The sequence below is a fragment of the Nitrospirota bacterium genome (assembly GCA_016235245.1).
Taxonomy (GTDB): Bacteria; Nitrospirota; Thermodesulfovibrionia; order Thermodesulfovibrionales; family UBA6898; genus UBA6898.
Map to the genome: position 1 here is coordinate 121941 of JACRLO010000010.1, position 24079 is coordinate 146019.

At 50.4% G+C, this 24079-nt stretch carries 30 protein-coding genes and 2 tRNA genes; 5 read left to right on the plus strand and 27 right to left on the minus strand.

Going from position 1 to position 24079, the window contains the following annotated elements:
* Positions 1–4 precede the first annotated feature (4 nt).
* Complete coding sequence (locus tag HZB31_05350) at positions 5–463, minus strand: SoxR reducing system RseC family protein (GenBank protein MBI5847366.1); 459 nt, start codon at positions 461–463, stop codon at positions 5–7.
* A gap of 87 nt (positions 464–550) precedes the next feature.
* Between HZB31_05350 and gpmA the strand changes: the two genes are divergently transcribed.
* Together gpmA and HZB31_05360 are read left to right on the plus strand one after the other, a co-directional pair.
* Complete coding sequence (gene gpmA, locus HZB31_05355; GenBank protein ID MBI5847367.1) at positions 551–1294, plus strand: 2,3-diphosphoglycerate-dependent phosphoglycerate mutase; 744 nt, start codon at positions 551–553, stop codon at positions 1292–1294.
* 68 nt (positions 1295–1362) lie between these two features.
* Positions 1363–1869 (plus strand): DUF523 domain-containing protein, encoded by a 507-nt coding sequence (locus HZB31_05360; protein ID MBI5847368.1) that lies wholly within the window; start codon positions 1363–1365, stop codon positions 1867–1869.
* Positions 1870–2024: 155 nt separating this feature from the next.
* Here HZB31_05360 and HZB31_05365 read toward each other — a convergent pair whose 3' ends face one another.
* The 3 genes from HZB31_05365 to HZB31_05375 are packed head-to-tail and all read right to left on the minus strand — an operon-like array spanning position 2025 to position 2996.
* Positions 2025–2417 carry a hypothetical protein gene (locus HZB31_05365; protein ID MBI5847369.1) on the minus strand — a complete coding sequence of 131 codons (393 nt, stop codon included), beginning with the start codon at positions 2415–2417 and terminating at the stop codon, positions 2025–2027.
* Positions 2418–2419: 2 nt separating this feature from the next.
* Positions 2420–2749 (minus strand): ferredoxin:thioredoxin reductase, encoded by a 330-nt coding sequence (locus HZB31_05370; protein MBI5847370.1) that lies wholly within the window; start codon positions 2747–2749, stop codon positions 2420–2422.
* Position 2750: 1 nt separating this feature from the next.
* Positions 2751–2996 (minus strand): glutaredoxin family protein, encoded by a 246-nt coding sequence (locus HZB31_05375; protein ID MBI5847371.1) that lies wholly within the window; start codon positions 2994–2996, stop codon positions 2751–2753.
* A gap of 131 nt (positions 2997–3127) precedes the next feature.
* On the opposite strand from HZB31_05375, the gene HZB31_05380 reads away from it, so the two are divergent.
* On the plus strand, positions 3128–4072 hold the full coding sequence (locus HZB31_05380; protein MBI5847372.1) for a glycosyltransferase family 9 protein: 945 nt from the start codon (positions 3128–3130) through the stop codon (positions 4070–4072).
* 71 nt (positions 4073–4143) lie between these two features.
* On the opposite strand, the gene HZB31_05385 is transcribed toward HZB31_05380, so the two are convergent.
* From HZB31_05385 to HZB31_05405, 5 genes are all read right to left on the minus strand, one after another.
* The gene (locus HZB31_05385; protein ID MBI5847373.1) at positions 4144–5124 is read right to left on the minus strand and encodes a hypothetical protein; all 981 of its coding nucleotides are present in this window, start codon (positions 5122–5124) and stop codon (positions 4144–4146) included.
* 35 nt (positions 5125–5159) lie between these two features.
* On the minus strand, positions 5160–6296 hold the full coding sequence (locus HZB31_05390) for a HAMP domain-containing histidine kinase (GenBank protein MBI5847374.1): 1137 nt from the start codon (positions 6294–6296) through the stop codon (positions 5160–5162).
* 162 nt (positions 6297–6458) lie between these two features.
* Positions 6459–6535 (minus strand) — tRNA-Asp (locus tag HZB31_05395).
* A 107-nt stretch (positions 6536–6642) separates the two neighbouring features.
* Positions 6643–6718: transfer RNA gene (locus HZB31_05400), tRNA-Val, on the minus strand.
* A 138-nt stretch (positions 6719–6856) separates the two neighbouring features.
* Positions 6857–7180, minus strand: coding sequence for a hypothetical protein (locus HZB31_05405; GenBank protein MBI5847375.1), 324 nt, complete (start codon positions 7178–7180; stop codon positions 6857–6859).
* On the opposite strand from HZB31_05405, the gene HZB31_05410 reads away from it, so the two are divergent.
* Positions 7171–7671, plus strand: coding sequence for an EamA family transporter (locus tag HZB31_05410; GenBank protein ID MBI5847376.1), 501 nt, complete (start codon positions 7171–7173; stop codon positions 7669–7671). The two genes, HZB31_05405 and HZB31_05410, sit on opposite strands and share 10 nt — an antisense overlap.
* Here the strand turns inward: HZB31_05410 and HZB31_05415 are convergent.
* Genes HZB31_05415 through HZB31_05435 form a run of 5 tightly spaced genes read right to left on the minus strand, consistent with a single transcriptional unit; the run spans position 7591 to position 10487 of the window.
* Entirely contained in the window at positions 7591–8445 is an 855-nt protein-coding gene (locus HZB31_05415) for a universal stress protein (protein ID MBI5847377.1), read from the minus strand. The genes HZB31_05410 and HZB31_05415 overlap by 81 nt on opposite strands.
* 2 nt (positions 8446–8447) lie before the next feature.
* The gene (locus tag HZB31_05420) at positions 8448–9536 is read right to left on the minus strand and encodes a sulfite exporter TauE/SafE family protein (GenBank protein ID MBI5847378.1); all 1089 of its coding nucleotides are present in this window, start codon (positions 9534–9536) and stop codon (positions 8448–8450) included.
* A gap of 3 nt (positions 9537–9539) precedes the next feature.
* Positions 9540–9797: a hypothetical protein gene (locus HZB31_05425; protein MBI5847379.1), complete on the minus strand. Its 258-nt coding sequence runs from the start codon at positions 9795–9797 to the stop codon at positions 9540–9542.
* A 13-nt stretch (positions 9798–9810) separates the two neighbouring features.
* Positions 9811–9987, minus strand: a complete 177-nt coding sequence (locus HZB31_05430; GenBank protein ID MBI5847380.1) for a hypothetical protein — start codon at positions 9985–9987, stop codon at positions 9811–9813.
* 14 nt (positions 9988–10001) lie between these two features.
* Positions 10002–10487, minus strand: coding sequence for a hypothetical protein (locus HZB31_05435; protein MBI5847381.1), 486 nt, complete (start codon positions 10485–10487; stop codon positions 10002–10004).
* A 191-nt stretch (positions 10488–10678) separates the two neighbouring features.
* Between HZB31_05435 and HZB31_05440 the strand changes: the two genes are divergently transcribed.
* Entirely contained in the window at positions 10679–11110 is a 432-nt protein-coding gene (locus tag HZB31_05440) for a DUF202 domain-containing protein (GenBank protein MBI5847382.1), read from the plus strand.
* An 11-nt stretch (positions 11111–11121) separates the two neighbouring features.
* Here HZB31_05440 and HZB31_05445 read toward each other — a convergent pair whose 3' ends face one another.
* The 13 genes from HZB31_05445 to HZB31_05505 form a co-directional block, all read right to left on the minus strand.
* Positions 11122–12450 (minus strand): sigma-54-dependent Fis family transcriptional regulator, encoded by a 1329-nt coding sequence (locus HZB31_05445; GenBank protein MBI5847383.1) that lies wholly within the window; start codon positions 12448–12450, stop codon positions 11122–11124.
* Positions 12447–14006, minus strand: a complete 1560-nt coding sequence (locus HZB31_05450; GenBank protein MBI5847384.1) for a hypothetical protein — start codon at positions 14004–14006, stop codon at positions 12447–12449. Before HZB31_05450 ends, HZB31_05445 begins: the two co-directional genes overlap by 4 nt.
* A gap of 84 nt (positions 14007–14090) precedes the next feature.
* Complete coding sequence (locus HZB31_05455; GenBank protein MBI5847385.1) at positions 14091–14510, minus strand: universal stress protein; 420 nt, start codon at positions 14508–14510, stop codon at positions 14091–14093.
* 5 nt (positions 14511–14515) lie between these two features.
* Positions 14516–15373, minus strand: a complete 858-nt coding sequence (locus HZB31_05460) for a universal stress protein (GenBank protein ID MBI5847386.1) — start codon at positions 15371–15373, stop codon at positions 14516–14518.
* A 2-nt stretch (positions 15374–15375) separates the two neighbouring features.
* Positions 15376–16161 (minus strand): TIGR02186 family protein, encoded by a 786-nt coding sequence (locus HZB31_05465; protein ID MBI5847387.1) that lies wholly within the window; start codon positions 16159–16161, stop codon positions 15376–15378.
* A gap of 1 nt (position 16162) precedes the next feature.
* Positions 16163–17092 carry a sulfite exporter TauE/SafE family protein gene (locus HZB31_05470; protein ID MBI5847388.1) on the minus strand — a complete coding sequence of 310 codons (930 nt, stop codon included), beginning with the start codon at positions 17090–17092 and terminating at the stop codon, positions 16163–16165.
* Positions 17093–17122: 30 nt separating this feature from the next.
* On the minus strand, positions 17123–17596 hold the full coding sequence (locus tag HZB31_05475; GenBank protein ID MBI5847389.1) for a hypothetical protein: 474 nt from the start codon (positions 17594–17596) through the stop codon (positions 17123–17125).
* A gap of 419 nt (positions 17597–18015) precedes the next feature.
* Positions 18016–18438 carry a response regulator gene (locus HZB31_05480; protein MBI5847390.1) on the minus strand — a complete coding sequence of 141 codons (423 nt, stop codon included), beginning with the start codon at positions 18436–18438 and terminating at the stop codon, positions 18016–18018.
* 16 nt (positions 18439–18454) lie between these two features.
* Entirely contained in the window at positions 18455–20725 is a 2271-nt protein-coding gene (locus HZB31_05485) for a PAS domain S-box protein (protein MBI5847391.1), read from the minus strand.
* A gap of 61 nt (positions 20726–20786) precedes the next feature.
* Positions 20787–21218, minus strand: coding sequence for a universal stress protein (locus tag HZB31_05490; protein ID MBI5847392.1), 432 nt, complete (start codon positions 21216–21218; stop codon positions 20787–20789).
* 16 nt (positions 21219–21234) lie between these two features.
* Positions 21235–21963 carry a hypothetical protein gene (locus tag HZB31_05495; GenBank protein MBI5847393.1) on the minus strand — a complete coding sequence of 243 codons (729 nt, stop codon included), beginning with the start codon at positions 21961–21963 and terminating at the stop codon, positions 21235–21237.
* Positions 21964–21965: 2 nt separating this feature from the next.
* A complete protein-coding gene (locus HZB31_05500; protein MBI5847394.1) occupies positions 21966–23213 on the minus strand; it encodes a sulfite exporter TauE/SafE family protein in 1248 nt (415 codons plus the stop codon).
* Positions 23214–23232: 19 nt separating this feature from the next.
* Positions 23233–23994, minus strand: a complete 762-nt coding sequence (locus HZB31_05505) for a GntR family transcriptional regulator (protein ID MBI5847395.1) — start codon at positions 23992–23994, stop codon at positions 23233–23235.
* Positions 23995–24079: the final 85 nt, after the last annotated feature.

Here is a 24079-nt window from a genome sequence, read left to right on the forward strand (position 1 = left end):
TTGATCAGTCCGACGTATGCTCTTTCAATATCTCTTCAATTACCGGTGATGTTGCAGTCTTTCCGGGCTGGGCAGCCGACCAGATCTTTATAAAAATAAACGATGCGACCAGGAAACTGAATCCGAAAATTGCAGAGAGGGAGTCCGCATCTGCAGACGAGAAAAAGCGGGGCATGACTTCTTTGCCGATGACTGCACCGATTACGAGCATCAATGCCGGGAAGCCGTAAATGACCATGGAGCCCTTCATATATGCAGAGGTATGGACCAGGACCTTTACCTGCTGGCCAACAACTGCCCCTGCCTTATTAATTGCCTCGATCTCCATTGACTGATCGCCTGCCACGCAGGTGCCTGAGGAGCAGCCCTGACAGGAACTTTTTTTTGGAACAGAGACACGGGCGTGCAGGCCTTCAACGCTTAGTACGGTGCCTATCTCTTCGATCATAGGGAATTTTACCATAGGGGGTTTCAAAAAAGCTGTTAGGGAATTAAGGGACAATAAAGGTAGAATAGGGCGTCTGATATCTCACAATAATGGGGTCCTGATATGACGAAACTTGTGCTTCTGAGGCATGGCGAAAGCATCTGGAACAGGGAGAACCGTTTTACCGGCTGGACTGACGTTGATCTGTCTGAAAAAGGCATGGAAGAGGCGAAGAAGGCGGGCCGGCTGCTCAAAGAGGAAGGTCTTGTCTTTGACCTTGCGTTTACCTCTGTCTTGAAGCGGGCGATCAGGACGCTCTGGCTTGCTCTGGATGAGATGGACCTCATGTGGCTGCCGGTCAGGAACTCCTGGCGCCTTAATGAGCGGCACTATGGCGCGCTTCAGGGACTCAATAAATCCGAGATGGCCGCCCAATACGGGGAAGAGCAGGTGCGCATATGGAGACGCAGCTATGATGTTATGCCGCAGGCGCTTGAAAAAAACGACAGCAGGTATCCGGGCAGCGATCCGAGATACGCCGGGCTGGCTGAGCAGGATATCCCCCTTACCGAGAGCCTGAAAAGTACGGTTGAGCGGTTTCTGCCGTACTGGCAGGAGACAATTGTCCCGGAAATCGCATCGGGCAGGCGGGTGCTTATAGCAGCACATGGAAATTCGTTGCGAGCCCTGGTCAAGCACCTCGACACGATCTCTGATAGCGAGATTGTTGGCATGAACATCCCTACCGGCATTCCCCTTGTCTATGAACTTGATGAAGCGCTCCGGCCGATCCGGCATTATTACCTCGGCGATCAGCAGGAGATAGCCGCTGCCATGGAGAAGGTCGCGAACCAGGGAAAGAAATAACTCCCATTAAATTATTGACGTCTTACTATCAGGCTGAATGGCTTTGAGCAGGTGGAACGGTCTGTGATATGAATAATAAAATTCGCCTAGGCATCAGTGCCTGTCTTTTGGGTGAAAATGTCCGCTACGACGGCAGGCACAAACTTGATCCTTTTCTGAAAAATACCCTCAGCGAATATGTTGAGTGGCAGGCTGTCTGCCCTGAGATTGAAACTGGGCTGCCTGTTCCGCGCGAGGCAATGCGGCTTGTCGGCGATCCCGGGTCTCCGCGTCTGGTGACAATCAAAACAGGGATCGACATCACGGATCTCATGCAGGAATGGTCGGGGAAAAAACTCCGGGAGTTGGAGAGCCAGGACCTCTGCGGATTTGTATTTAAGAGCAGATCTCCGAGCTGCGGCATAAAGGGCGTTGAAGTTTTCAACCGTTCAGGCCAGCCGATCAGCAAAGGCACAGGTATTTTCTGTGCGGCATTTATGGCGCGCTTTCCTCTTGTTGCAGTTGAAGATGAAGAGAGCCTTCAAGACGCGATACGTCGCAAAAAATTCATTGACCTGCTTGGCTGTTTCCGGTGATGTTTTCTCGGGAGTATTTTCGACAAAGAATTACTATTCTTAAGGTCGTGGAACCACAGTATTATCTCTATCCCAATCCCCTGGAACTCATGCTCAGAAATCATGGATACTGTTGCCCTGTCATGGACGCTGCCGATTGAGCCGGCGATGCTGCCTTACCCTTGCAGTTCCTTTTTCAGCCATACCCTTATATCCTCGGTAATGGCGTACATGCCGTGAGATGGCGGCTCAGCCGGATCTGTAATGGCCTTTTCAAGCAGTTCTGCCGGGACCTCGTCGATCTTGCCGATGGTGGTAGTGATATCGGTATTGCCGACCTTCATGACCATCAGGGCCGGCGGGTTGCACTGTGATTCGATATAGAACATGTAGCCTGCAATCTGTCTGAGTTTCTCCAGATCTTCGGGCTTGGCGTGAAAACGCGGTTCCATGACCATGCGCGGTGTCACATCATACTTGAGCTTTGCATGAATGTCCGGCCGTTTCCTGATTTCATTCAACCCCTGGAGCTCCCAGATGGTTTTCTCGGTGGTATCTTCCTGATCCATTGCTATCTCCTTTGTGTTCTCCGCTCAGGGACAACGCCGTGAGGGACCGTTTCGTTATTCCAGGCCTCTGAAACATACAACGAGCAGTAACAGCTCCCGTAATCCCTGACATTATCATCCCGGTATCTGCAGGGGCAGATGATATCTTCATCACGTTCCCTGAACCCTGATGCCAGCCTGCAGGGACAGGAGCGATACCCGTAGCGCTCTTCGTTTTTCAGAAGCCCCGCCAGAATGTCGAGGACGAACTCTCTGTCGTTGTTCAGCTGCATGCCCCGTGAAGCTGCATAGCCCGAAAGGATTTCATACAGATGCTCTGCCGTGACGGTCATGCTACTGCAGCTTTCCCCTCAACGCATCGATATCATACCCTGAGATTACATCCTCTACCACGGTGGTCGGATATGAAGCCTGAGGGTTATGTTTGGCAAGTTCCCTTGTTGCGGCCCACTGCTCCGAGCCATCGAGCGTATCGACCTCGATTAACGTATAGCTGATCCCGTTTTCCTCAAGAAATTTCTTTACCTTCTTGCAGACGGGGCAGGTGCTTAATGTGTATACGGTAACCTTTTTTGTCATAGTTATACGGGAGAACGCTTTACCATATACTATATCATAGAGTCGAGGCTCTTATCCCTTAGTTTACCGTGCCGACACAGGGCATGGTAATATTCAATCCTGGCAAAATTATAAGGAAAGGCTATGTATCGATGAAACCGGGGAACATTTTCATTCATCATGATGGGGCGTTAGGTGATATGCTTCTTTCTCTTCCCTGCATTCAGATCATCAGGGAGTTTGCCGCTCAAATACATCTGGCAGGCCGAAGAGATGTAGTGCATTTTCTGAAAGAAGCCGGAATTGTTGATGAGATTTCGTCTGCCGACAGCCTGCGGTATAGCTCGCTCTATTCCGAATCATTGGATGATTCAATGAAGTCTTTTCTTTCCGGTTTTTACCGATCGTTTTTTTTTACGGCCAATACGGAATCCGCGCTTCTTCATACTATTCGACGCATCATTCCTGCCACCCGGGCGATACAGACCATTCCACCGGACAACATCCCTGAGCATGCGGCTGAATTCAGGGTTAAGCAATGCGGATTTGGCAGGATCGAAGCGCAGCAAAAGGTCCTGGTCCGCATTTCGGATAAAGAAAAAGTATGGGCGGCTGAGTTTTTGAACGGGCGGGGCTATGCTGCTGCCGGACATGGTCTCTTCATTGTCCATCCCGGAAGCGGCGGGAAGAAAAAATGCTGGCCGCTTGAAGAGTATGCTGAACTGATCGCGTTGGTCATGAGCAACCCGTCTTTATTCTGCCTGCTGTTGTCAGGTCCTGCAGAAGATGCGGAAACAGTACGGATGCTGGAGCAGCTGGCAAGGACGGGCAGAAGGATCGTTCATCTGCATGACGTGCCATTGATACGTGTAGCGGCACTGCTTGAACGGTCTCGGTTCTATATCGGCAATGACTCCGGCATCAGCCACCTTGCCGGCATTATGCATTGCAGAGGGGTGGTATTATTTGGCCCGACTGACCCGCGCGTATGGAAGCCGACAGGCGGCACGCTGGAAGTCCTGAAGTTTGATGATGAAACAGATGGCATAGGCGGGCAGATACAAATCAGGATGAAAAGGTCCCTGGATGCCTGCTGAAAGATTCAGAGGAATATAGTTTGGGCTCGTTTTCGGCGCATCTCCCTGCTTCGGAATTGTCCCTGCACTGCTTAGAAGAAGCGCTGCGGAGGCGGAACCTGTTGCAGGTTTATGCCCTTAAGTATCAATAAGGGAAGCATGCAGGCAGCGCCGACAATCGCTATGATAATGAGGGGAAGGACAATATACCCGAGAGTCGCAATGCCTATCCATTTAAGTTTCTCCCCCGAGTTTTTCGGGTAGTCAGGGGGGGCCGGGTTCAGCGCCTTCAGTTCCTCATACAGGAGATAGGAGTAGATCATGGTGAACGGGGCGGCCAGGAAGGAAAGGATTATGCCGAGAAATGGGATCATGCCGAGGCCTGTTGAGATTGCCCAGATAACAAGAAATCTGATAAAAACGTCAAACCATCGGTCTTTCACGTATGCCTTGCTCTTGAGCAGTGCATTCATGCCGCATACATTCTCGGTTGCCAGTATATACTGCGAAAAGCTGAACCAGATGGTGAAGATGATACCGGGGATGATAAAGAGAAGATAGCCTCCGGCAATCACATACGCCATGATCGAGAAAAGCCAGAAGAAAGCCCAAAACTTTTTCCATCCAGCAGAAAGAGCCCCCCTGACGCTCAGTGACCTGTCTGCAACGGCGAAGATGAGCGCTGCAATCGGCCAGAACATGGCGGTCATGCCTGCGGTGACTCCGGTGATTACCGATATCACAAGGATGGGGGTCTTACCTGCAGGGAGCAGCAGTGCAAAAAACTCACCGATGCCGGCAGCGGCAGCGATGCAGACGATTAGGGCCGCTATCGAAAGGAGCTGTAACGGCAGCAATACACCGATCCGGGCTTTGAAGAGTTCCCAGGAGCGGGTGAGAAGGTCACCGATTTCCGGGAGGCCGTTTGGAGCTGCCTGGCGAGCCTGATCAGATGAAGAAGGCGGAATGGATTGAGGTTTTTCGGAATCTCCGGAACTCCTTTTCGCCTCATTTTGTTTGAGTTTATCGGCTTTCCATCGCTCGTATTCTTCACGGTCCTTGAATTCAGGCATGGTTCATCACATTTTGAATGACAGAGGGGTAAGCATCATGATATATGATGCGAGGGCAGTGATAACCTGAATGTGGTCCCGTCGGCCCCGGAAGTCGTGAACTCGACCTTTCCACCAAGCACGCTTTCACCAAAGAGTTTCATGGCATAGGTCCCGATGCCGCGTCCATGGTTGCCCTTGGTACTGAAATGGCGCTGAAAGACCCTCCTCGCCACATCATCGGCAATCGCCTGACGACTCCATACGTGAAACGTCAGATCCGGGTCATGATCAACCCAAAGTTTTACGGTGCCGCCATCTTCCGTTGCCTCGAAGGCGTTTGTGAGCATGTTCGTAATTATTCTCAGCACCAGATGCAGATCTGAGCGGACAGGGATGCAGGGAGCATCTTCCGGGGAAAACAGTATCTTGTTTTTCGCAGCGCAGTGGCCTGTAAAGACTGCCTGCATCTCCCTGATGACGTCATCAGTCGTGAAGTCCTGCATTTTGACTGCATACGTCTGCTGGTCCGATTGCGAAAGTGCCCGCTGGATTTCGACTTCTTTTGCCAGGTGACAGGATATCTGCTGTATCTGCCTGGCGAGCCTGTTCTTGCCTTCCTGATCCTTAAATTCCATCAGTTCGCTCGCTCCCAGCAGAGCCGTGATGGTATTGCTGATGTCGTGAAAGAAGGCGCGCTCCAGAGACGCCCGGCTCTCCTCAAGGGTTATGTTCTGTACAAAGAGGAGAAGGAATCGCGTTCCTTCCAGTGATATCGGGCATGACCTGACACGGAGGCAGAGATCTGTCTGTCTGCCATCCCTGCTGACCGTAGCAACGCATTTCTGCTCCTGCGGTCCATCGGTGGAAAGACTTGTCACAATGGCAATCGCAGCACCGCAGGTTGAGCAATAACGTGAGGTCCCGCATCCGCCCGGCATATCATGGGCATGGATACACCCGATTGCCTCACCGGGTCTAAGACTGAGTACGCTGCGGGGATCATCAATACCGATCATATCAAGAAGAGCACTATTGACCGAGAGGATCTGGCGGTGCTCGTTCAAAACGGCAATAAGGCCGCCTACGGTCTTGAGGAGGCCGTCAACAACAGGGTTACTGCTCGCTTCGTGGATATCACGATACAATTCTCCTGGCGTTGACCGCTCCGGCGATGCAAAGTGCGTTTCCATTAAATCCCTCCTCAACCGAAGTCTTTGTCCTAATAGCATTATAGGATAGAATGGTCCGGGATGCGAGAGAAAATAGACGCAACAGGCATAAAGGGACAGGAACTCAGGGGAACGGGCAAACTGCAGCGGTTCAGGAGAATGCTGTACTACCCAGAGGGAAAATGGCGGGGCGGACGGGACTCGAACCCGCGACCTCCTGCGTGACAGGCAGGCGTTCTAACCGACTGAACTACCGCCCCCGTTTAAAGACTCTTAAGAGTGAACTGTAATAGCAAAAAGCAGAAAACACTCAATTACCTTGTGTTACAGCCCATTACTGACTACCATTCACCACATATATTAAAAATGGTAGGCGGAACAGGGATCGAACCTGCGACATCTGCCTTGTAAGGGCAGCGCTCTCCCAGCTGAGCTATCCGCCCAAGAGACATATTTTATACACCAAAAGAGCCTTCCTTGTCAATCATCTGGTACGACAAAAAACTGAGAAGATACCGTAATTTACGATGGATTACCCCCTGTTGAGCAGGACTGCATACCATCACCCGGCAGGAGAGAAGTTACTTCTTTATGGCGACTGAGCCGTCAGCTGCGTTATACGTGTATTTTGAGAGATCGAGCTCAGGTGCGGAGAGGAGCGGCTTGATCTCTTCAAGACTCTGGGGGAAGCTGTCGTTTACCGCCCGGTGAGCCTGGATCGCTTTTTTGATTGCATCAAGGTTTGCTTCAATCTGCGCGTCCTTGGACCGGTGGTAAGCATCGATCATCCTGTCTCCCTGAACAGCTATCGGGTTATTTGGCTTCTCGTCAGGGTTCTTGGGCTTATCGGTGCAGGCGACAAATAATACCGGTAAAAGGCAAACAAGAATATATAATGCTTTCATGTTTCCATATTATCACAAATTACCCGCATTTCTTTTTAAATAGTGCGGTGGAGTGGGTTACGCTGTCGCGGACATCAGCTTTTTTTCTTGCAACGAGCGATGCGCTTGCCAAGAAGGCCCTGCAGGACCAGAATGAATTCCTTGTTACCTGGTTTCGTATGCTCTTTACGCTTCCGGTCCTTGTCGTTACATTGTTTCTGGTGCCATGGCCACGGCTTGATGCGGACTTCTACCTGGCATTTTTCGCTGCGCTTCCCCTTGAACTCATCACTGTCATTTTATATATTAAGGCCTTCAAACGTTCTCCTCTGAGCCTGACCATGCCCTTTCTGGCTCTTACCCCGGTCTTTCTGATAGCGGTCTCCTATGCTGTCCTTGGCGAAAAAGTTTCAGCCGTAGCCTATTTTGTGTTATCCCTTTACCACAAGCACAGGGCAGCGGGCATGACCGATCACCTTTTCTGTTACGCTGCCCATAAGAAGTCTTTTTAGCCCGGTTCGCCCATGGGACCCCATAATGATAGTATCCGCTTCCATTTCATCTGTCATATCTATGATCGCCTGCCATGTCTCTGCTTCTCTGACAAAGGCCTGCACCCTGATCCCTGAAGCTTCAGCCTTCTGTTTTGCCTTGTCCGCATATGATCGGGCCTTGACAACAAGCCTGTCCCAGGCTTCAGGCGATTCCCCGTAAAACTCTGCCGGCATATCAACCACAGACAGGATGATCAGCTCTCCCCCGTAGGACAGGGCAAAGTCGATAGCCTTTTCCGTTGCAGCGTCACTGTATTTTGATCCGTCCGTTGCGATCAGTATCTTTTGCCAGCCGACTGCCGCGTCCTTCGGAACAACAAGAACATCCCTGTGGCTGTATCCGATGACCCTTGCCGTAACACTCCCGACAAGGGCCCGCTCAAGCCTGTGCTGACCTCTCCTGCCCATGACGATGAGGTCGTAATTTTCAGCATCTGACAGGTCAACGATCCGCTCGTGCGTTTCGCCTTCTTCGCAGACCGTCCTGACCATGATCTTCGCTCCCACTGCAATACGTGCAGCCTCTGCAAGTGAGTCCTCGCACGGTTTGCGCATCGCTGCCATAACATTACCGACACTCGTCGTATCAAGATCGCCGAGGTACGGAGGGATGACCGATACCACAGTCATCCAGCATTTTTCATGCTCTGCAAATTTAAAGGATTCGCTGAGCGCATGCATGCTCGACGTCGAGCCGTCTATGGCAACGAGGATCTTCCGGTATCTGCCCATGATTACGCCTTTGAGTGGGCAAGTGCTTCCTGATGCTCACGTTGTTCAGCCCTGCGTCCCTGCCACATGGCCCGGAGAACGATAAAGGCGCCAAGGGCCAGGGCAAAGATCATTATGCCGAAGCTCGTGCTTTTCAGCATCTTTGTTGTCTGTTCGGTTAATGGTGAAATGAGGCCAAGCTGGGAAAGATAAACCGGGACCATCAGCGCACGGCTGAACAGCACGATCACCATGATCAGGCCCATTACCACTTTTATCATGAAGGGTTTGACATAGGTGGTGCCCATTGCACCAAGCTGAATGCCGAAGAGCGAGCCGCCAAGAATGATCATGGCAAGCCGGATATCAACCATGCCGTGAAGCGCATACTTGAACGAGCCGCCAAGTCCCATCACAAACGCGATGACAAGCTCGGTTGCCGAGGCCATGAGACTCGGTGCGCCAAGCACATAGATCATGGAAGGAACGCCGACAAAGCCTCCTACTGCAATCGTTGCGGCAAGAACGCCTGTTGCAAAACCGAGCGGTATGGTGAAGAGGATCGATATCCTTGCATTCAGACTTTTGAAATATACCATGGTGCCGGGGATGTTGACTGACTGGACCCATTTCGCCAGTTTGGTCATCTTCTCTTCTGCATGCATATTCCCTGACTTGTACGTCTTCCAGGCATCTCTGAGTACAAAGATGCCTACAACGGCGAGTACCACCACAAAGGAAACGCTGACATAGAGGTTTGACCCTGCATCACCGAAAGCTTTTTTAATACTCTCCTGGATATGCGCTCCGTAAAGAACGCCGGCCTCTGCTGAAACGCCGAGGGCAATACCGAGCTTTACATCGACCTGACCATATTTGGCTCTCTTAATGGCTCCGACCAATGCCTTCGGAAATTTGTGGCACATATTACTTGCCACTGCCACGAGTGCCGGCACGCCCATGCTCATCATGCCTGGGGTAAGGACGAATGCTCCTCCTGAGCCGATAAATCCGCTGACAAGGCCTCCTACAAAACCGACAAGAAACAGATATATGATGGTTATCGCATCAAGGTTTATGAAATTCGCTGCTGTTTGGGCTAAATCGTGCATGTCTTACTTAACCTCCATTTTCTTTTTTGATGCCTCAACTCCAAGCATCGTCCAGAAATGACCGGTAAAGGTGCCGTGGAAGTATGAGAAGATAAACGCCGCGATAATCGGCAGGAAGGCAAAGAGCCCGCCTTTGCCGAAGGTGTTATTGAGGAAATCCTGATTTAAGAGTAACGCGATATACAGTCCGGCGGAAACCAGGCCGGTCAAGATCAGGGGTGTCACAGGTTTCTTTCTTTTTTTCTGCTCGATTGATGTCATTGTTCCTCCGTTATTATGAGCGTGATTCCTGCAGGGGCTGCTGCTTCCAAAGTTCCGGTCTGTCGGAGAGTTTCCTGTCCTGGCTTTCTTCTTCCTGCAGGAATTCCCGCGCTGTTGTGTGTTCATTTTCCTCTGCGAATGTTACTGCTGCCATAAGCCTGTCAAACTTGCTCAATACTGATGTTTTCATGATGATCTCCTTTTTTATATTAGGGCCGTTGCCGGCCTTGAGATATGAACGATGGGTTTTGCAATATTTCTCAGAAGCCTTTTTATATCAAGTGAGTTCATTTTTTCTGACAGTGAAGGGCTTAAGAGCACCATATCTATGAATGCTTTTTCTTTCAGAATCGCCTTTATTGCAGCTGCTACGTCTCCATCAGCCGCATGACAGAGCAGATCGACAGAGACAATCTGAGCTTTATTGGATAACTCCCTGATCCTACCCTCGAGTTTTTCCCTGCAGTTGCTCTGTTGACACTCCATAATCTCTTTTGCGGTTTTCATGTCATCTGCCTCGGCGAACGTGGCTGCGGCCATGATATCTTCGAAATTGTCCGCAAGATGTATTGGCCTCATGATCAGTGCTTCAACGCTTGCATCAAGCGTTTTTGCGAGTTCCAGGACATAGGAGAAGCCTTCATCGCAGTGCTCACCTCCCTTGGTTACGAATAAGATCGTATCTTTCATTTCCCTATCTCCTTTTTTGAATTGCGTAATGTATATTCCAAACTTCATGCCATGACATAACTGTTCGAATTAGAAGGAAAATATGAAATAGAGAGGTTGTGGTATTGTTTCATACTGAAACAGGCGTGAAACAGATACGGGAAACTATTTCAGATATTTATTGCTTCGGATGGAGGTATAATGAAATCACGATGGAGAAGAATTCCCCGGCAGACGGGCAGGCAGACAGGGTCAGAAACAGGCGCGTGCATATGGCGAATGAGAGGACGTTTCTGGCCTGGATCAGGACAAGCATTGCAATAATGGCTTTCGGTTTTGTGGTTGAGAAGTTCGGGCTGTTTGTCAGGCAGTTCTCTTATTATCTTGCCCAGACGGGACATCTGCCACAGGCAGAACTGCAGACTTCTGTCAGTCAGCCGCAGGGATATTCTTCAGTGCTTGGCATTCTTCTCGTTGCATTCGGCGCAGTCATGGGCGTGCTTGCGTTCATACGCTACAAGAAGGTAGAACGTCAGATTGACGAGGATGCCTATCAGCCGTCGCGCATTCTTGATCTGATGCTTATGCTCTCAATGCTGATTATCGGCGTGTTTCTGGCGGTCTATCTTATGCACAGTCTGTGAGACGCACGACATTACTTCTTCAGAATTCTCCAGAGGCTGGTGCGCGAAATACCGAGGAGTTCGGCTGCCTTTGAGCGGTTGTTGTCTACGAAATCAAGAATCCTCTCTGCATAATCCCTGTTCAGTTCATCGATCGTCCTGACCCTGTTGGGTGAAATGGTCTCGACCTCGAAAAGCTTAATGGTCTGAGGAAGGTTGCCGGGCTGAATTGTTGCGGACTTTTCGAGTATGACCGCTCTTTCGATGATATTTTCGAGTTCTCTTACATTACCAGGAAAGCCGTAGGAGATCAGAATATCCAGGGCCTCTTTGCTGAACGCGGTTATTTTCTTGTTCTCTTTCTTCGCATACTTCTGCAGAAAATGTTTGATAAGGGGTGTAATGTCTTCTCTTCGTTCCCTGAGGGGCGGAATAAATATATCCATGACATTGAGGCGGTAATAAAGATCTTCCCTGAATTTACCTTCCTTGATCATCGCCGAAAGATTCTGGTTTGTAGCGGCGATAAGCCTGACATCAACCTTGATCGAGCGTGTCCCTCCTACGCGCATGAATTCTTTGTCTTCGATGACTTTCAGGAGTTTGGCCTGGAGCGAGGGCGTCATTTCCGCGATCTCATCCAGGAAGAGAGTCCCGGTGTCCGCCACCTCGATCAGTCCCTTTTTCGAAAATGCTGCGCCGGTAAAAGCTCCTTTTTCGTGGCCGAAAAGTTCGCTGGCAAGAAGCTCTTCGGTGAAGATGGCACAGTTGAGGCCGAGAAATGGTTTATCTCCCCGGGCGCTCGTATGATGGATCATCCTTGCGACAAGTCCTTTCCCGACGCCGCTTTCGCCGGTAAGCAGTACATTGCAGTCGGAATTGGTGATGCTCCTGATCACCTCGACAACGCGCTGCATGGTATGGCTTTTTGCGATGAACGGAAATTCCTGATCGATGCCGAGGGTGACTTTAAGTGCGGTGTTCTCTTTTTCTATCCTTTTTTTTTCCAGGACTTTCCTGATCTTGAGATTCAGTTCGTCAAGATTAAAAGGTTTGGTCACATATTCTGATGCACCTTTTTTCATGGCGGCAATTGCAGATTCAATGCTGCCAAAACCGGTGATGATGATCACTTCTGCGTCGGGCTCCTTCGTCTTGATCTTTTCAAGCAGCGTCAGTCCGTCCATGCCCGGCATCTTGATATCCGCAATGATCACGTCATAGAAGTTTGCTTCGAAAAGGGCGAACGCAGATATGCCGTCTTTTGTGCCGGTGACTTCATAGCCTTCCTTTTCGAGGGCATACGCAAGGTGCTTCAGGGATATTGCTTCATCCTCTGCTATCAATATTCTCTGGCTCATACTCCTCCGGGCAGCGTAATCAGAAAGGTCGAGCCTTTCTCTGATGTATTTTTCAGTTCGATCCTGCCTTTATGTTTCTCCAGTATACTGTACACAATGGCAAGGCCCAGGCCTGTTCCGTGGTCCTTGGTGGTGAAAAAAGGATCGAAAATTCTCTGGAGCTTTTCCTCGGGGATTCCCTTGCCCGTATCTGAGACCGCGATCTTTACCCGGGGACCGTCGCGGTCAATCGTAATGGTCAGCAGCCCCTTGCCTTCCATCGCGTCAACGGCATTATTGAACAGGTTGATGAAGACCTGCTCCATCATGTGACTGTCAGCCAGGACCGTGGCATCCTCCCGCGCCTGGACTTCGTAGCGGACGTCTCCCAGATCGTCGGTCGCCGCCATCTGGGTCAGTAAACCCTTGATCAGGACGGTGATCTGGACCGGGGCAAGCTCTGGAGGCTTTTCGCGCGCAAAGGCAAGGAGGTCGCTCACGATTCTTTTTACCCTCAGCGTCTGCGAATAGATATCCCCGACGGTTTCTTTTATGATTCCGGGACAGGTCTCGGCATCGATCTCCTTTGTGAGGATCTGCGCTGCAAGATAGATATTGTTGAGCGGATTGTTCAGCTCATGGGCGACCCCTGAGGCAAGCGTCCCCAGAGAGGCAAGCTTCCGGCCCTGGAGCAACTCCTCGTTCTTTTTTTCGATCTCGTGGTCTCTTTCGATAAGGTCGTTTTCCATTTTGTTAAAGGCACTGATCAGGACACCGACTTCGTCATGCTTGGCCGGGACCGGGAGGGAAGAAAAATCCCCTTTGCCGGCTTTTTCGATAGCGCTCGTGAGCATCTTCATCTGGTTGACTGCGCTGCGGACAATCCCAAATAATGCGGTAAAGCCGACGACAAGAAAGAGCGGGAACAGAATAAGAAGTGCGGTCTGCGAAAGTCTGACCGTGCGGTCAACCTTTTCCCGTGTCACGGTGTCAAGGCCCTTTGAGAGCGTCAGGATCTCCTCGCTGCCGATCTTTCGAAGCGCGGTCAACTCGGTATCCAGATCCCTGAGGTTACCCAGGATTGCCGATTCTGATCCCGGCTTAAACAGGATCTCGATCTGCCTGGCATTGACGGCAGGGCTTTCGAGAAATGTTGCCTCCATGAGCGGGAAAAAGATCGCATAGTGTGTGTTGCGGGCCTTCAGTTTTCCTATATTGTCGAGAAATTCCCATGAAAGGGTTTCGATCCTGCTGAAGCGCCGTTCGTAATCCTCAATGCTTGCCTGAAGGTTGCGTATCTGTCCATTGGTATCAAGGTGCTTATTCTGTTGAAGGATGTCCTTGATCTCTTTGATATAACTATGGACGCTTTCGATCTCGCGCACATCCCTGTACAGGAGGAAATTCTTTTCGTGGCGCCGGAGCTGGAGCGTTTTGCTGCGAAGCGTATCGGACAATTCAAGATTCCGTATCTCTTTTCTGATCTCGATAAAGTTCACATATGCGAAGATCGCCAAAATGGCTATGAGCGTAGAACTGATCAGAAAACTGAGAATGATCTTCTTCTGCAGGGACATGATGAGCTATATTAGCACCATCAACGGCAAAAATAAAAATGCCCCTGACGCCAAACGCGATCCCTTAACGAGGGCTGAAAGACATCAGGCGCCTACTACCAATACCGGACAGGGGGACTGATGAATCACTTTGCCGACCGTGTTGTCGCCGAAGATCCCTCTCAGCCAGCTCCGCTTTTTTGCTCCCATGACGATCACATCACACCGTTCCTCCCCGGCTACTTCGAGGATCTTTTGTGAGGCATCGCCTTCCTCGATCCTTGTTTTGACCATTACTCCTTCCGTATCGGCAAGCTTTCTGATTTCGGCAGCTTCGAGCCGGGACCCGTTGTCGAGCACGTCCGCGATATTCTTTATCCCAACGAGGTTCAGATCGCCTTCGTTGGGCGGCAGGACCTTGACTACCGTTATCCAGCATTTTTCATCGCAGGCCAGGTTGATCCCCTGCGAGAGCACTTCTTTCGAGCCCTTTATTGCGATTAGGACTTTTCTGTAGCCTTTCATTGCATTCACCTCACTACCAGAATTGGACAGGCTGCATTCATGATGACCCGTTCTGTTGTGCTGCCTAAAATTGCCTTATTCACTCCGTGGTATCCGTGGCTGCCCATAACGATCAGGTCGTGCTTCTGCTCTTTGGCCATCTCCACAATACGGTCAGGAGCGTGACCTTCGGATACGTGTGTGTTTACTGTTGTTCCCTGGAGCAGCGCAAATTCTTTTGCAGATTTTGTTATCTTCTCCGCTTCCTGCATCATGCTGCTGCGGATCGAATCTGTCTTGAAGAATTCAAGCATCTCCTCATAGCGGGGGATAACGTAGAGAACGGTAACCGAACTATGGTCCTGTTTAGCGATCTCGCAGGCACGCTTCACTGCCAGTTTGCTGAAGTCCGACCCATCATAGGGCACAAGGATAGATGCATATTCTCCTGTGCATTCGGTGCAGGGTTTCTTTACAACAAGCACATCAGTCGCAGCTCCTGCTATAACTCCAGTGGTAACGCTTCCCATCAGCAGCCTGTTCAGACCTTTCCTTCCGTAGGTGCCAAGGACAATAAGGTCTGCCTTCTTCCCCTGTGCAACGTCGAGGATCACCTCCACAGGATCGCCTTCGCAGAGCAGCGACTGCACCTCTATGCCGAATTCTGAAGCGACCATCTCCTTTGATTGCATGCATACTTTATTTCCGATTGTGAGCCTTTTGTCGAGCTGCTCGGGAGCTATGCCGAACTCCTCGGAATCGAAGAAGACCGCATGCACCATGATTACGCTGCCGCCTTGCCTGCGGGCTCTATTGGATGCCTCGATGAGAGCTGCCTTGCTCGACGGCGAATCATCGAAACCTACTACCATTGTTTCATACATGATTAATGCGCACCTCCACCCTGTCTGAAGACCAGGCCGACGCCAAAGCCTGCGCCAAGAGCAGAGAGGATCGAGAGCAGACCGTACAGGGCCGCACTGTTCTTTGCCATGCCTGCAAGGGTCTTTACCACTCCTGCCTGTTCCACCTGCACCTTTGAGACTGCCTGGTCTACCACCTTGCCGTCTTTCACCGCGTATACGGTCACGATATAATCTCCGGGAGGCGCCTGATACGGCCACTGCGTCAGGATGTAGTATGACTGTTTGCCGTCCTTCTCCTTCAGCTCAATCTTGCCGTCAGTTGTGCTGTAGAGTTTTGATTGTTCTTTGTACTTGATGAATTCACTGAACCATTTTTCTTTTTCCACAGCATTAGCAATGGGCTCGATTGCTGCATGCCTGCCGAGTGCAGGATACCCGACAACATATTTATCCATCTCATCCCTGCTGATCAGGTCCTCAAGTTTCCTGGTGCTGTGGATGGAATAGAGGTTCGGCACATATTCGAAATTCATGGTCTCGACGTTCATCCAGAGAATGCCGCCGACCTTGCCCTTTTCCTTCAGCGCTTCATGACCTTCCGGAGAAGCAATCTTGATGATGAGGTCAGTGCCGGGGTCAGTGATGCCGCTGACGCTTACCGTGCTGCCGTGGTAGAAGAAGTCGATATTGATATGGTCATGGTTGGCCTTAGCGGTCAGTTCCGCCGATGCCGTGCCGATGCATGCAAGCATGCTGATAACGATGAGTATCGGTTTTATTATATTTACGCTGATCACTGCTTTCATTTTAGTGTCCTCCTGCCTGTGATAAGAGTAATGATGGGGTGAGCGTCAGATCGAAGACGATTTTGACCGTGACCACCAAAACGATTATCGCGAGTATTATTTTGAGCTGTTCGCCCTTGAGTTTTCTGCCGAAGACCGCTCCGACCTGTGCTCCGACCGTTGAACCGATCAAAAGCAGCACCGCAAGGATAAAATCGACACTGTGGTTTGTGTACGCCTGAAGAAACGTAACCTCGATGCAGTTAAAGAGGATCTGGAAGAGGCTTGTCCCGACCACCACATGCATCGGCATCCTGAGGATGTAGATCATGACCGGGACCATCAGGAACCCGCCGCCGACACCCATGAGCGCTGCGAGCACACCGACAAAGCCGCCGAAAATGATCGGAAGGAGCATTGAGTGTGTCACGCCTGATTTTTCATAACGTGTCTGAAGAGGCAGGGATTGTAAAAACCGGGTAAAGGCATTGCTTTTCTCTTCTGTCGATTTTGCTGTTTCAATCTGGTTCTTGCTCTTGCGGAGGGCGCTGAGGCTCTCGATAAACATATAGGTGCCGACAGAGCCTAACATCAGCACATAGGTCATTTTGATCACAAAATCGGCATTCCCCATGGCCTTGAGTATCTTGATCGCCTGCACGCCGAGCAGGCCGCCGATGAAGCCGCCGATAAGGAGATGGACCCCCATCTTGAAATCGACATTGCCGACTTTCCAGTGTGCGTACGTACCTGATGTAGAAGCTGCCACGATCTGATTCGAATCCGTTGCCGCTGCTACGGTTGAGGGTATGCCGAGCATAATGAGAAGCGGTGTCATAAGAAAGCCCCCGCCGACCCCGAACAGGCCTGAGAGCAGGCCGACAGCCAGCCCGAGTCCGACCGGGATGAGAATATTTACGCTGGTGAGTGCTACCGGCAGATACAGATACATCAATCAAACTCCTCCTTTATGGTGTTGTAATTATGCGGTTTGCGGCTGCTTTGCCATGGTCACGATCGGCCGCGATGCTGTCCTTACCAGTCTGCTCAGTTGCCGTGAAGACAGGTTTCCGTCTTCTGTAATGTTCGGGCTCAGAAGCACCATGTCCACGCTGCTGTTGCTCTTCAGATAATCTTTCAGCGAAGTCGCAGCATCCTGGACCGCGGTATAGATTGCGGTTGTTACCCCCGAGGTCCTGCACGTTTCTTCGATGGCGTCCTTGATGTCAGTCCTGTCTTCGTCTGACGTCATAATCTGCTGCGCTATTGCAGGCTCGTTCTCCTCTGCGAAGGCGACCGCTGACATGATGTCCTCGATCTTCTTTGATAACTTCTTCTTGTTCACCAAAAGCACGGCCATGTTCTTGTCCATCATCTTTGCAAGATCAAGGGCATAGGTAAGACCCTCGTCAAGTCCTCCTTCTTTGTACGCTACAAATAATAGATTTCGTTTCATCGCTGACCTCCTTGGTCCAAAATCAATTACGTATAGTGCATGTTGAATGCCAGACTGTAACTTGCTGAAAGTAAAGTGAAAAGATTGCTCGTTACAATCGTGTGTTTAGAATATGAACAGCAAAGTCAGTAATTTTATGCGCTGTCCATATGCTGAACGTAAGATTTAATACATTGAAAAATAAATATTAATTGGAGATCGAGCGGTTGGTTTAGAGAAATAAACGGGTGGTGTTTAAATTATGAACAGTGTTAACGGCAGCAGTCTGGGTTTGCGGTGACGGCCCAGATAAACTCGGATTTTGATGATGAAGTGACGCGGTTAAGAACAATACGTGAATAAACGAAAAGCAAATACAAGGCCTCTTACCTTTTCTCTATGAATTTCAGGCGGCATTACTGAACCACATATTCAGTGAATCATGCCTCTGAGCCTTTCAGTTTTGCCTTTAACTCCCTGTTCTCTTTCTGCATCTCTGTCCATTTAAGGGCCTTGTCAATGGTCGAGAGGATCTGTTCTTTGCGAAAGGGCTTAATGATGAAGTCGAAGCCGCCTTTCTGGAGCGTCTCTGCCGCAGCCTCTTCAGTCGCAAAGGCAGTAATGATTACCACGGGGATATCCTTATTCACTGCCTTGACTGCGTCTAACAGTTCGCTGCCATCGAGCCCCGGCATTTTAAGGTCTGCGATCAACAGGTCAATTCCGCCCTGTTTTGCGATCTCAAGGGCCTCAAGCGGATTGTTTGTGGTGACTATTGTATGCGGTGTTTTTTCCCGTATGATCATGCTGAGAAGTTTCAGCATATCGGGTTCGTCGTCAACGGCCAGAATATTTGCAGACATGAATGTATCCTCCTGGTTATGCATTTTTTCCTCTCGGGTCTTTTGAGTCAGGCATTGCCGGCAGCGTTATGATGAAGGTCGTGCCTGGTGATTCAGACTCATCTGCTGTTTTTGTGTCAAAGGTTATGGTCCCGCGATGTCTGGTTATTATACCGTATGACACGGAGAGTCCCAAACCTGTTCCATCGCCGACCTTTTTTGTGGTGAAGAGCGGATCGAAGATATTTTTTCGATGCTCCTTCCTGATGCCGCTGCCTGTGTCGGTAATCCTGATCTCGATCCATTTCCCTTCTTTTACCGCGCGAGTCGAAACAGAGAGCATTCCTCCGCCCTTCATGGCATAGACCGCATTGTTGATGATATTGAGAAATACCTGCTGCAGTTCATCCGGATCGCCTTTCACCGGCGGGAGGTCCTGTCCCAGATCAAGTGCGTTAATCGATACCTTGCGGACAAGGAGGTTGTTGCCGAGCACGGTCAGGACCTCGGTGATATTTTTATTGATGTCCACGGTCGTTTCCGTATGTTCCTTGGTCCTGGCGAAGGTCAGCAGGTTATCCACCACTTTTTTCGCCTTATAACCCTGACCCTCGATCGTCTTGAGAATGTCGTGATTTTCCGAATCAGGCGGCGTCTTCTCCAGAAGCATATCCGTAAATCCGAGAATAATCGCAATGGGGTTGTTTATCTCATGGGCAACACCGGCTGCCAGCGTACCCATGGAGGCGAGCTTTTCCGTGTAGTAGCCCTGCTCCTCCATCTTCTTCCGCTCGGTAATGTTTCGGGAGATGCCCAATATGGCGTAGATATTGCCCGCATCGTCCAGCAGTCTCCTGAAGTTGGTGTTCAGCCAGATCTCCTTTTCCCCGACACGGATCAGGTGCGTCACCTGCCTGCCGCGCTTGATGTCATAGACCTCCTTGATGGTTTGAAGGAGCATCTCGGCCGTCGGCCAGGAAAAGATCTCGGCGATATTGTGGCCGATGATCTGGTCCTCAGGCCTGCCTAAGAGTTTTGAGCCATAACGGTTAATGGAGGCGAAGTTGCCCTCCCGGTCTATGGTAAAGATGATGTCTTCCGCGTTTTCGACAAGAGAGCGGTATCGCTGTTCGGATTTCTTCAGTTCCTTTGTCTGACGTGAGACCTCCTGCTGCAGTGACGACGACCAGCGGACCATAAGTGAGATGACGGTCAATGAGCCGGCAAGGATGATGAAGATCAGGACCCCCTGCATCATGAACTGCCGAATCTGGATTCCGTGGATCGCGCCTTCCACCTCGCTGACCGGAGCTACGACAGCAACCGACCAGATCCTGGTCTCAGCCAGGTCTGAAAGCACGATCGGGCTGTATGCGATAAGCTTCTTGATGATGCCTTCTTTGCCCCTGTGCCAGCCCGAAACATACCAGCTTGTGCCCTCTTTGCCGGTGAGCATCATCTTTTTCTGGATCTCGTTTATGCGGGCAAAGGAGATGGTCGACATCTTCTCCTTTCTGGCTTCAAAGGCGTTTCTGCCGATCAGGTTTTTTTCTATGTGATACAGAAAGGTGCCGTTGCTGTCGATGACCCAGGCATATCCGGTCTTGCCGGACTTGATCCCTTCAGTCAGTTTCTGTATCAGTGACGTCACGTCAATGACGATAACGATACTGCCGGCGAACTTGTCGGTTGCAACGGGGTGCGAGTCGTCAACAGAGACCTGCCAGACCGGCACGGCTATCTTCATGACCAGCAGCTGCTCGTCATTGCCCTGCGGCAGGGGGTAGACCTCGCTTGCAAGAATGGCATCACGCTTTACGCTGTCTTTTGCCCACTGATAATATTTCATATCCTCGGGGTCGGTCTGCAGGATATCGAAACGCGAATCGGTGACGGTATAGGACTGCTGTCCTGTTGAGTCTATATAGCGGATCGCGATCGCTCCCTCCTGTCTCAGGCTTGAAAACGCTATCTGCATACGTTTGGGCAGGAAGCTTTTTTCATAATACTGGACTGACGGGGAGAGCGAAAGAAGAAGCAGTTCCTTATGGACTGTCTGAATATGCTGTTTGATCTGTTCTGCCGCATGGCGGGCCAGAACGAGCTGCTGCTGGTTGAAGTCGTCAGTCACGACCTCCTTGACCTTGGCCATAAACTGCCAGCCTGAAAGCAGCACAATCGTCAGAAGGACGACGGAGATAATAACGGTCTTTCGTATCGGATTTTTTGAAAAATACTTATTAAGCGGCTTGAAGGAATTATGCCGACCTGAAGGTGCGGCGTTGGATGTCCTGTTGAATATGTTCATCGTGTGGTAACCGGGTCGGAAGGAGAAAGGGCGCTTAGTGTCCTTTCTCCTTCCGGCGTTATTATATCTTTACGACATAGACAGAACAAGGGCTGTGCTTTACGACCCTGGATGCAACACTGCCCATTTTGAATCTTGATGAAGCGCCGGTGCCGCGACTGCCCATAAGAATAAGATCAATCTTCTCCTTTTCGGCATATTCTATGATGGCGTCAGGAACTGACTCTGCAGCCACAATATGCCGGCAGGTAGCATTAATATCATCGATGGTCAGGATGCCGCATGCCTGCTGAACGATAAACTCGGCGCGTTTTTCCATTGACTCTTTGACCTTGTCACGCGCTGACGCCGAGATTTCAGTCTCGAACACCTCAAGATACGGCATGACATTGATGAGACAGATATTTGCTCCCTTGGTCTTTGCATAGTCTGCAGCGATCTTGAGGGCCTCTGCCGAATATGTTGATCCGTCAACCGGAACGAGTATTTTCATGGTGTTCCTCCTTTTATTAATGTTTGGCCTTGCTCATCGACAGACCGACGCCGTCAAATAAGAAGTAAATTGCGAATCCCCACCACATGGTGTAGATAACGTAGAAGACGAGGAGTGCTGTCATAAGCACGGCCTTTTCTTTCACCTGGACCGGCTCTACCTTATAATAGTTGTACGCAGTTTCAATAGCCTTTTTTGATACATCAGAGATGATCTTGGCCTGCTCGACCTTGCCGTCCTTCTTCAGCGCCTTATCCATGGCGGTGAATGCGTTATACCACTGCCTGAAGATCTTCTTCTCGTCATCGTGGCTGTAGCGGGTCTTGACCGCCTCTCCCTGGTTTTTATACATGGCGTCAGAATCCTGCAGCGCCGATGCGAGTATCGCTCCGAGGTCGCCCTCGATCTTCATGTCTGTTCCGGCCACCTCGATTTTGGCGCCTGCAGCGGTGAGGACCTTGCTTATGTTTTGGATCCGGGCCTCTGTGTCGCCCGGCTTGTCATCTGCCTTTGCCCCGCTGATCTTTACCGAAAGGACCTGGCCGTTGAATTTATCGGCACTCTTTTTGAGTTCAGGGATGAAATAGGATGACCCTTTCGAGAGCGTATTGAACATGTCGTCAGCATAGGTGAGTCCGTTTCTGCCATCGCCGAATACCGGCGAGAAGATCAGCAGGAGCACCCCAAAAAATGATGCGGCCAGCAGTGCGCCTATTGTTAACGATGTCTTGTTTGTCTTTGCCATGACTATTCCTCCCCTCTGAGTTTGCCGATATTAAGAAAGAATTTGCTCATGACCCAGATGCCGAAGATACTTACCACGATCCAGAAGATGATGTTGCCGGCAAATTCGATGTTGGTCACGACTGACTTTGACATGGAAATATATTCGAGTTCTACCATCTTCTTTGGCAGGGTGCTTACCCTGTTGATGAAGCCGGCAATGATCGAGACCGCATAGAAGCCGAGGATATGTGTGCCTTTAACGACCTTTGTTACGAGCGCGCCGACCTGGATGCCGATGAGTGATCCGATCAGCATGCCCATCGCAAGCGTGTAGAAAACATAGCCATAGATGGCATACTGGGCGATTGATGCAAGTCCTGCCGTAAATATGATCTGCAGGATGTCAGTGCCGACGGTCGTTCCTGCAGAGACGCCGAAGACGTATACGAACATGGGGAAGGTGACGAAGCCGCCGCCTACGCCCATGATCGCTGCAAGCATACCGACTACGAAGCCCCCCATGATCAGGAAGATGGCAGATATCTTTTTGCCGCCTACCACAAGGTGTTCGTCAAACGTGATGTAAGGAGGGATCTTGACAGACTGGACTTTCATGGCCAGTGCCGGTGTCGTGTCTGGTCCGCTGTGTGCACCGCCGTCACCGCTTTTCTTGGTTGATCTCATGAAGTCAATGAAGGCATAGAAGCCGAGAAACCCAAGCAAAACAGCGTAGACCGTGCTGATGAAAGCCTCGCTCAGCAAGGGGTCCTTGTTATAGAGTGCCTTGTTGATTGCGCCGCCGACAAAGGTTCCGACGCCTGAGCCGACCAGAAACCATACGGCAAGCTTGACAGAGACGTTACCCAGTTTTCTGTGGACTGTCGTTCCCATGATCGCCTTGGCGAATATGTGAAATACGTCCGTGCCGACTGCGAGTATGCCTTTCACGCCGGCAGCCATAAGGGCCGGGGTGATGATAAAGCCTCCTCCTGCACCGATACAGCCGGTGATGAGGCCTGCAGCGAGACCCACTGCAATGGATACCATAAAGATGAGATTGGAATAGTGTGCCGGAGCATACGCTGTCTTGCCTCCGATCATGTCTGCGGCGTTCAGCGATGAGACCACCAGGATCGGCAGTATCATTACCAGCAGCAGCAGCAGCTTTTTGCGGTTCTTCAGGATGTTCATGGAGACTTCGAAGTCCCATTTGGCATAGGCAACAGAACCTGCCATGAGAAACTCGTACAACCTTCGCGGAAAACTCATAGTAAAACCTCCTTGTGTATTATCTGAGTCGTTCAAATTCAGACTGAAATTTATAGCTGTCGCTTCGGCCCTGCAGCTTGGTATAGGCGACAGGTGTGTTGTCAGAACTGAGAAGCAATCTGTGCACAACCAGCACGGAGACGTTTTCTTCAAGGTCAAGGTATCGTGCTGCATCCCCTGTTGCCTGAGACACTTCAACCGTCTGGATAACTTTAAAGATCTTTTTCAGGGCCTTTTCCTGAAGAAAGAAATAGAGCGATACTCCTGCGATATCAAGGCGGTCTATCTCAGGGGTAATGCGGTATGGGATGAAGGATTCGTCGACATACGCCGGGTGTCCGTTAAGAAGTCTTCTGCTGAGCATATAATAAATATCTCCGTCAGTCTTCAGATAGGACCGGATGTCCGGAGCAGGCTCCTTAATCCCCCTGAACAGGAGTTCCTTTTCTGCTTTCACCTCCTTTCCAAACATTTCTTCGGTAAATATCGTTCTCATGGCAACGCCCACGACCGGCAGGACGCTTGTGACAAAGGTCCCCTTGCCCTGGATCTTCATGAGGTAACCGTCTGCGGTGAGGTTATTGATGGCCTGACGGACCGTGATCTTGCTGATGTTATAGGTCCTGCTCAGCTCATCCTCTGAGGGGATCCTGTCGTTGAGCTTCCAGTTGCCTGAGTTGATCTCCTCAAGAAGGATCCTGGTAAGCTGGATGTAGAGCTTCTCCTGATTGAATCTGTCTACTGTTTTAGATTGAGACAGTGATGTTTCAGAATGGATCATAACAACATATTATTATAATGATATGATGATGTCAAGAGATTTTTTCGTCTATCTTAATAAAGTGACATCGGGTATGATATTTACT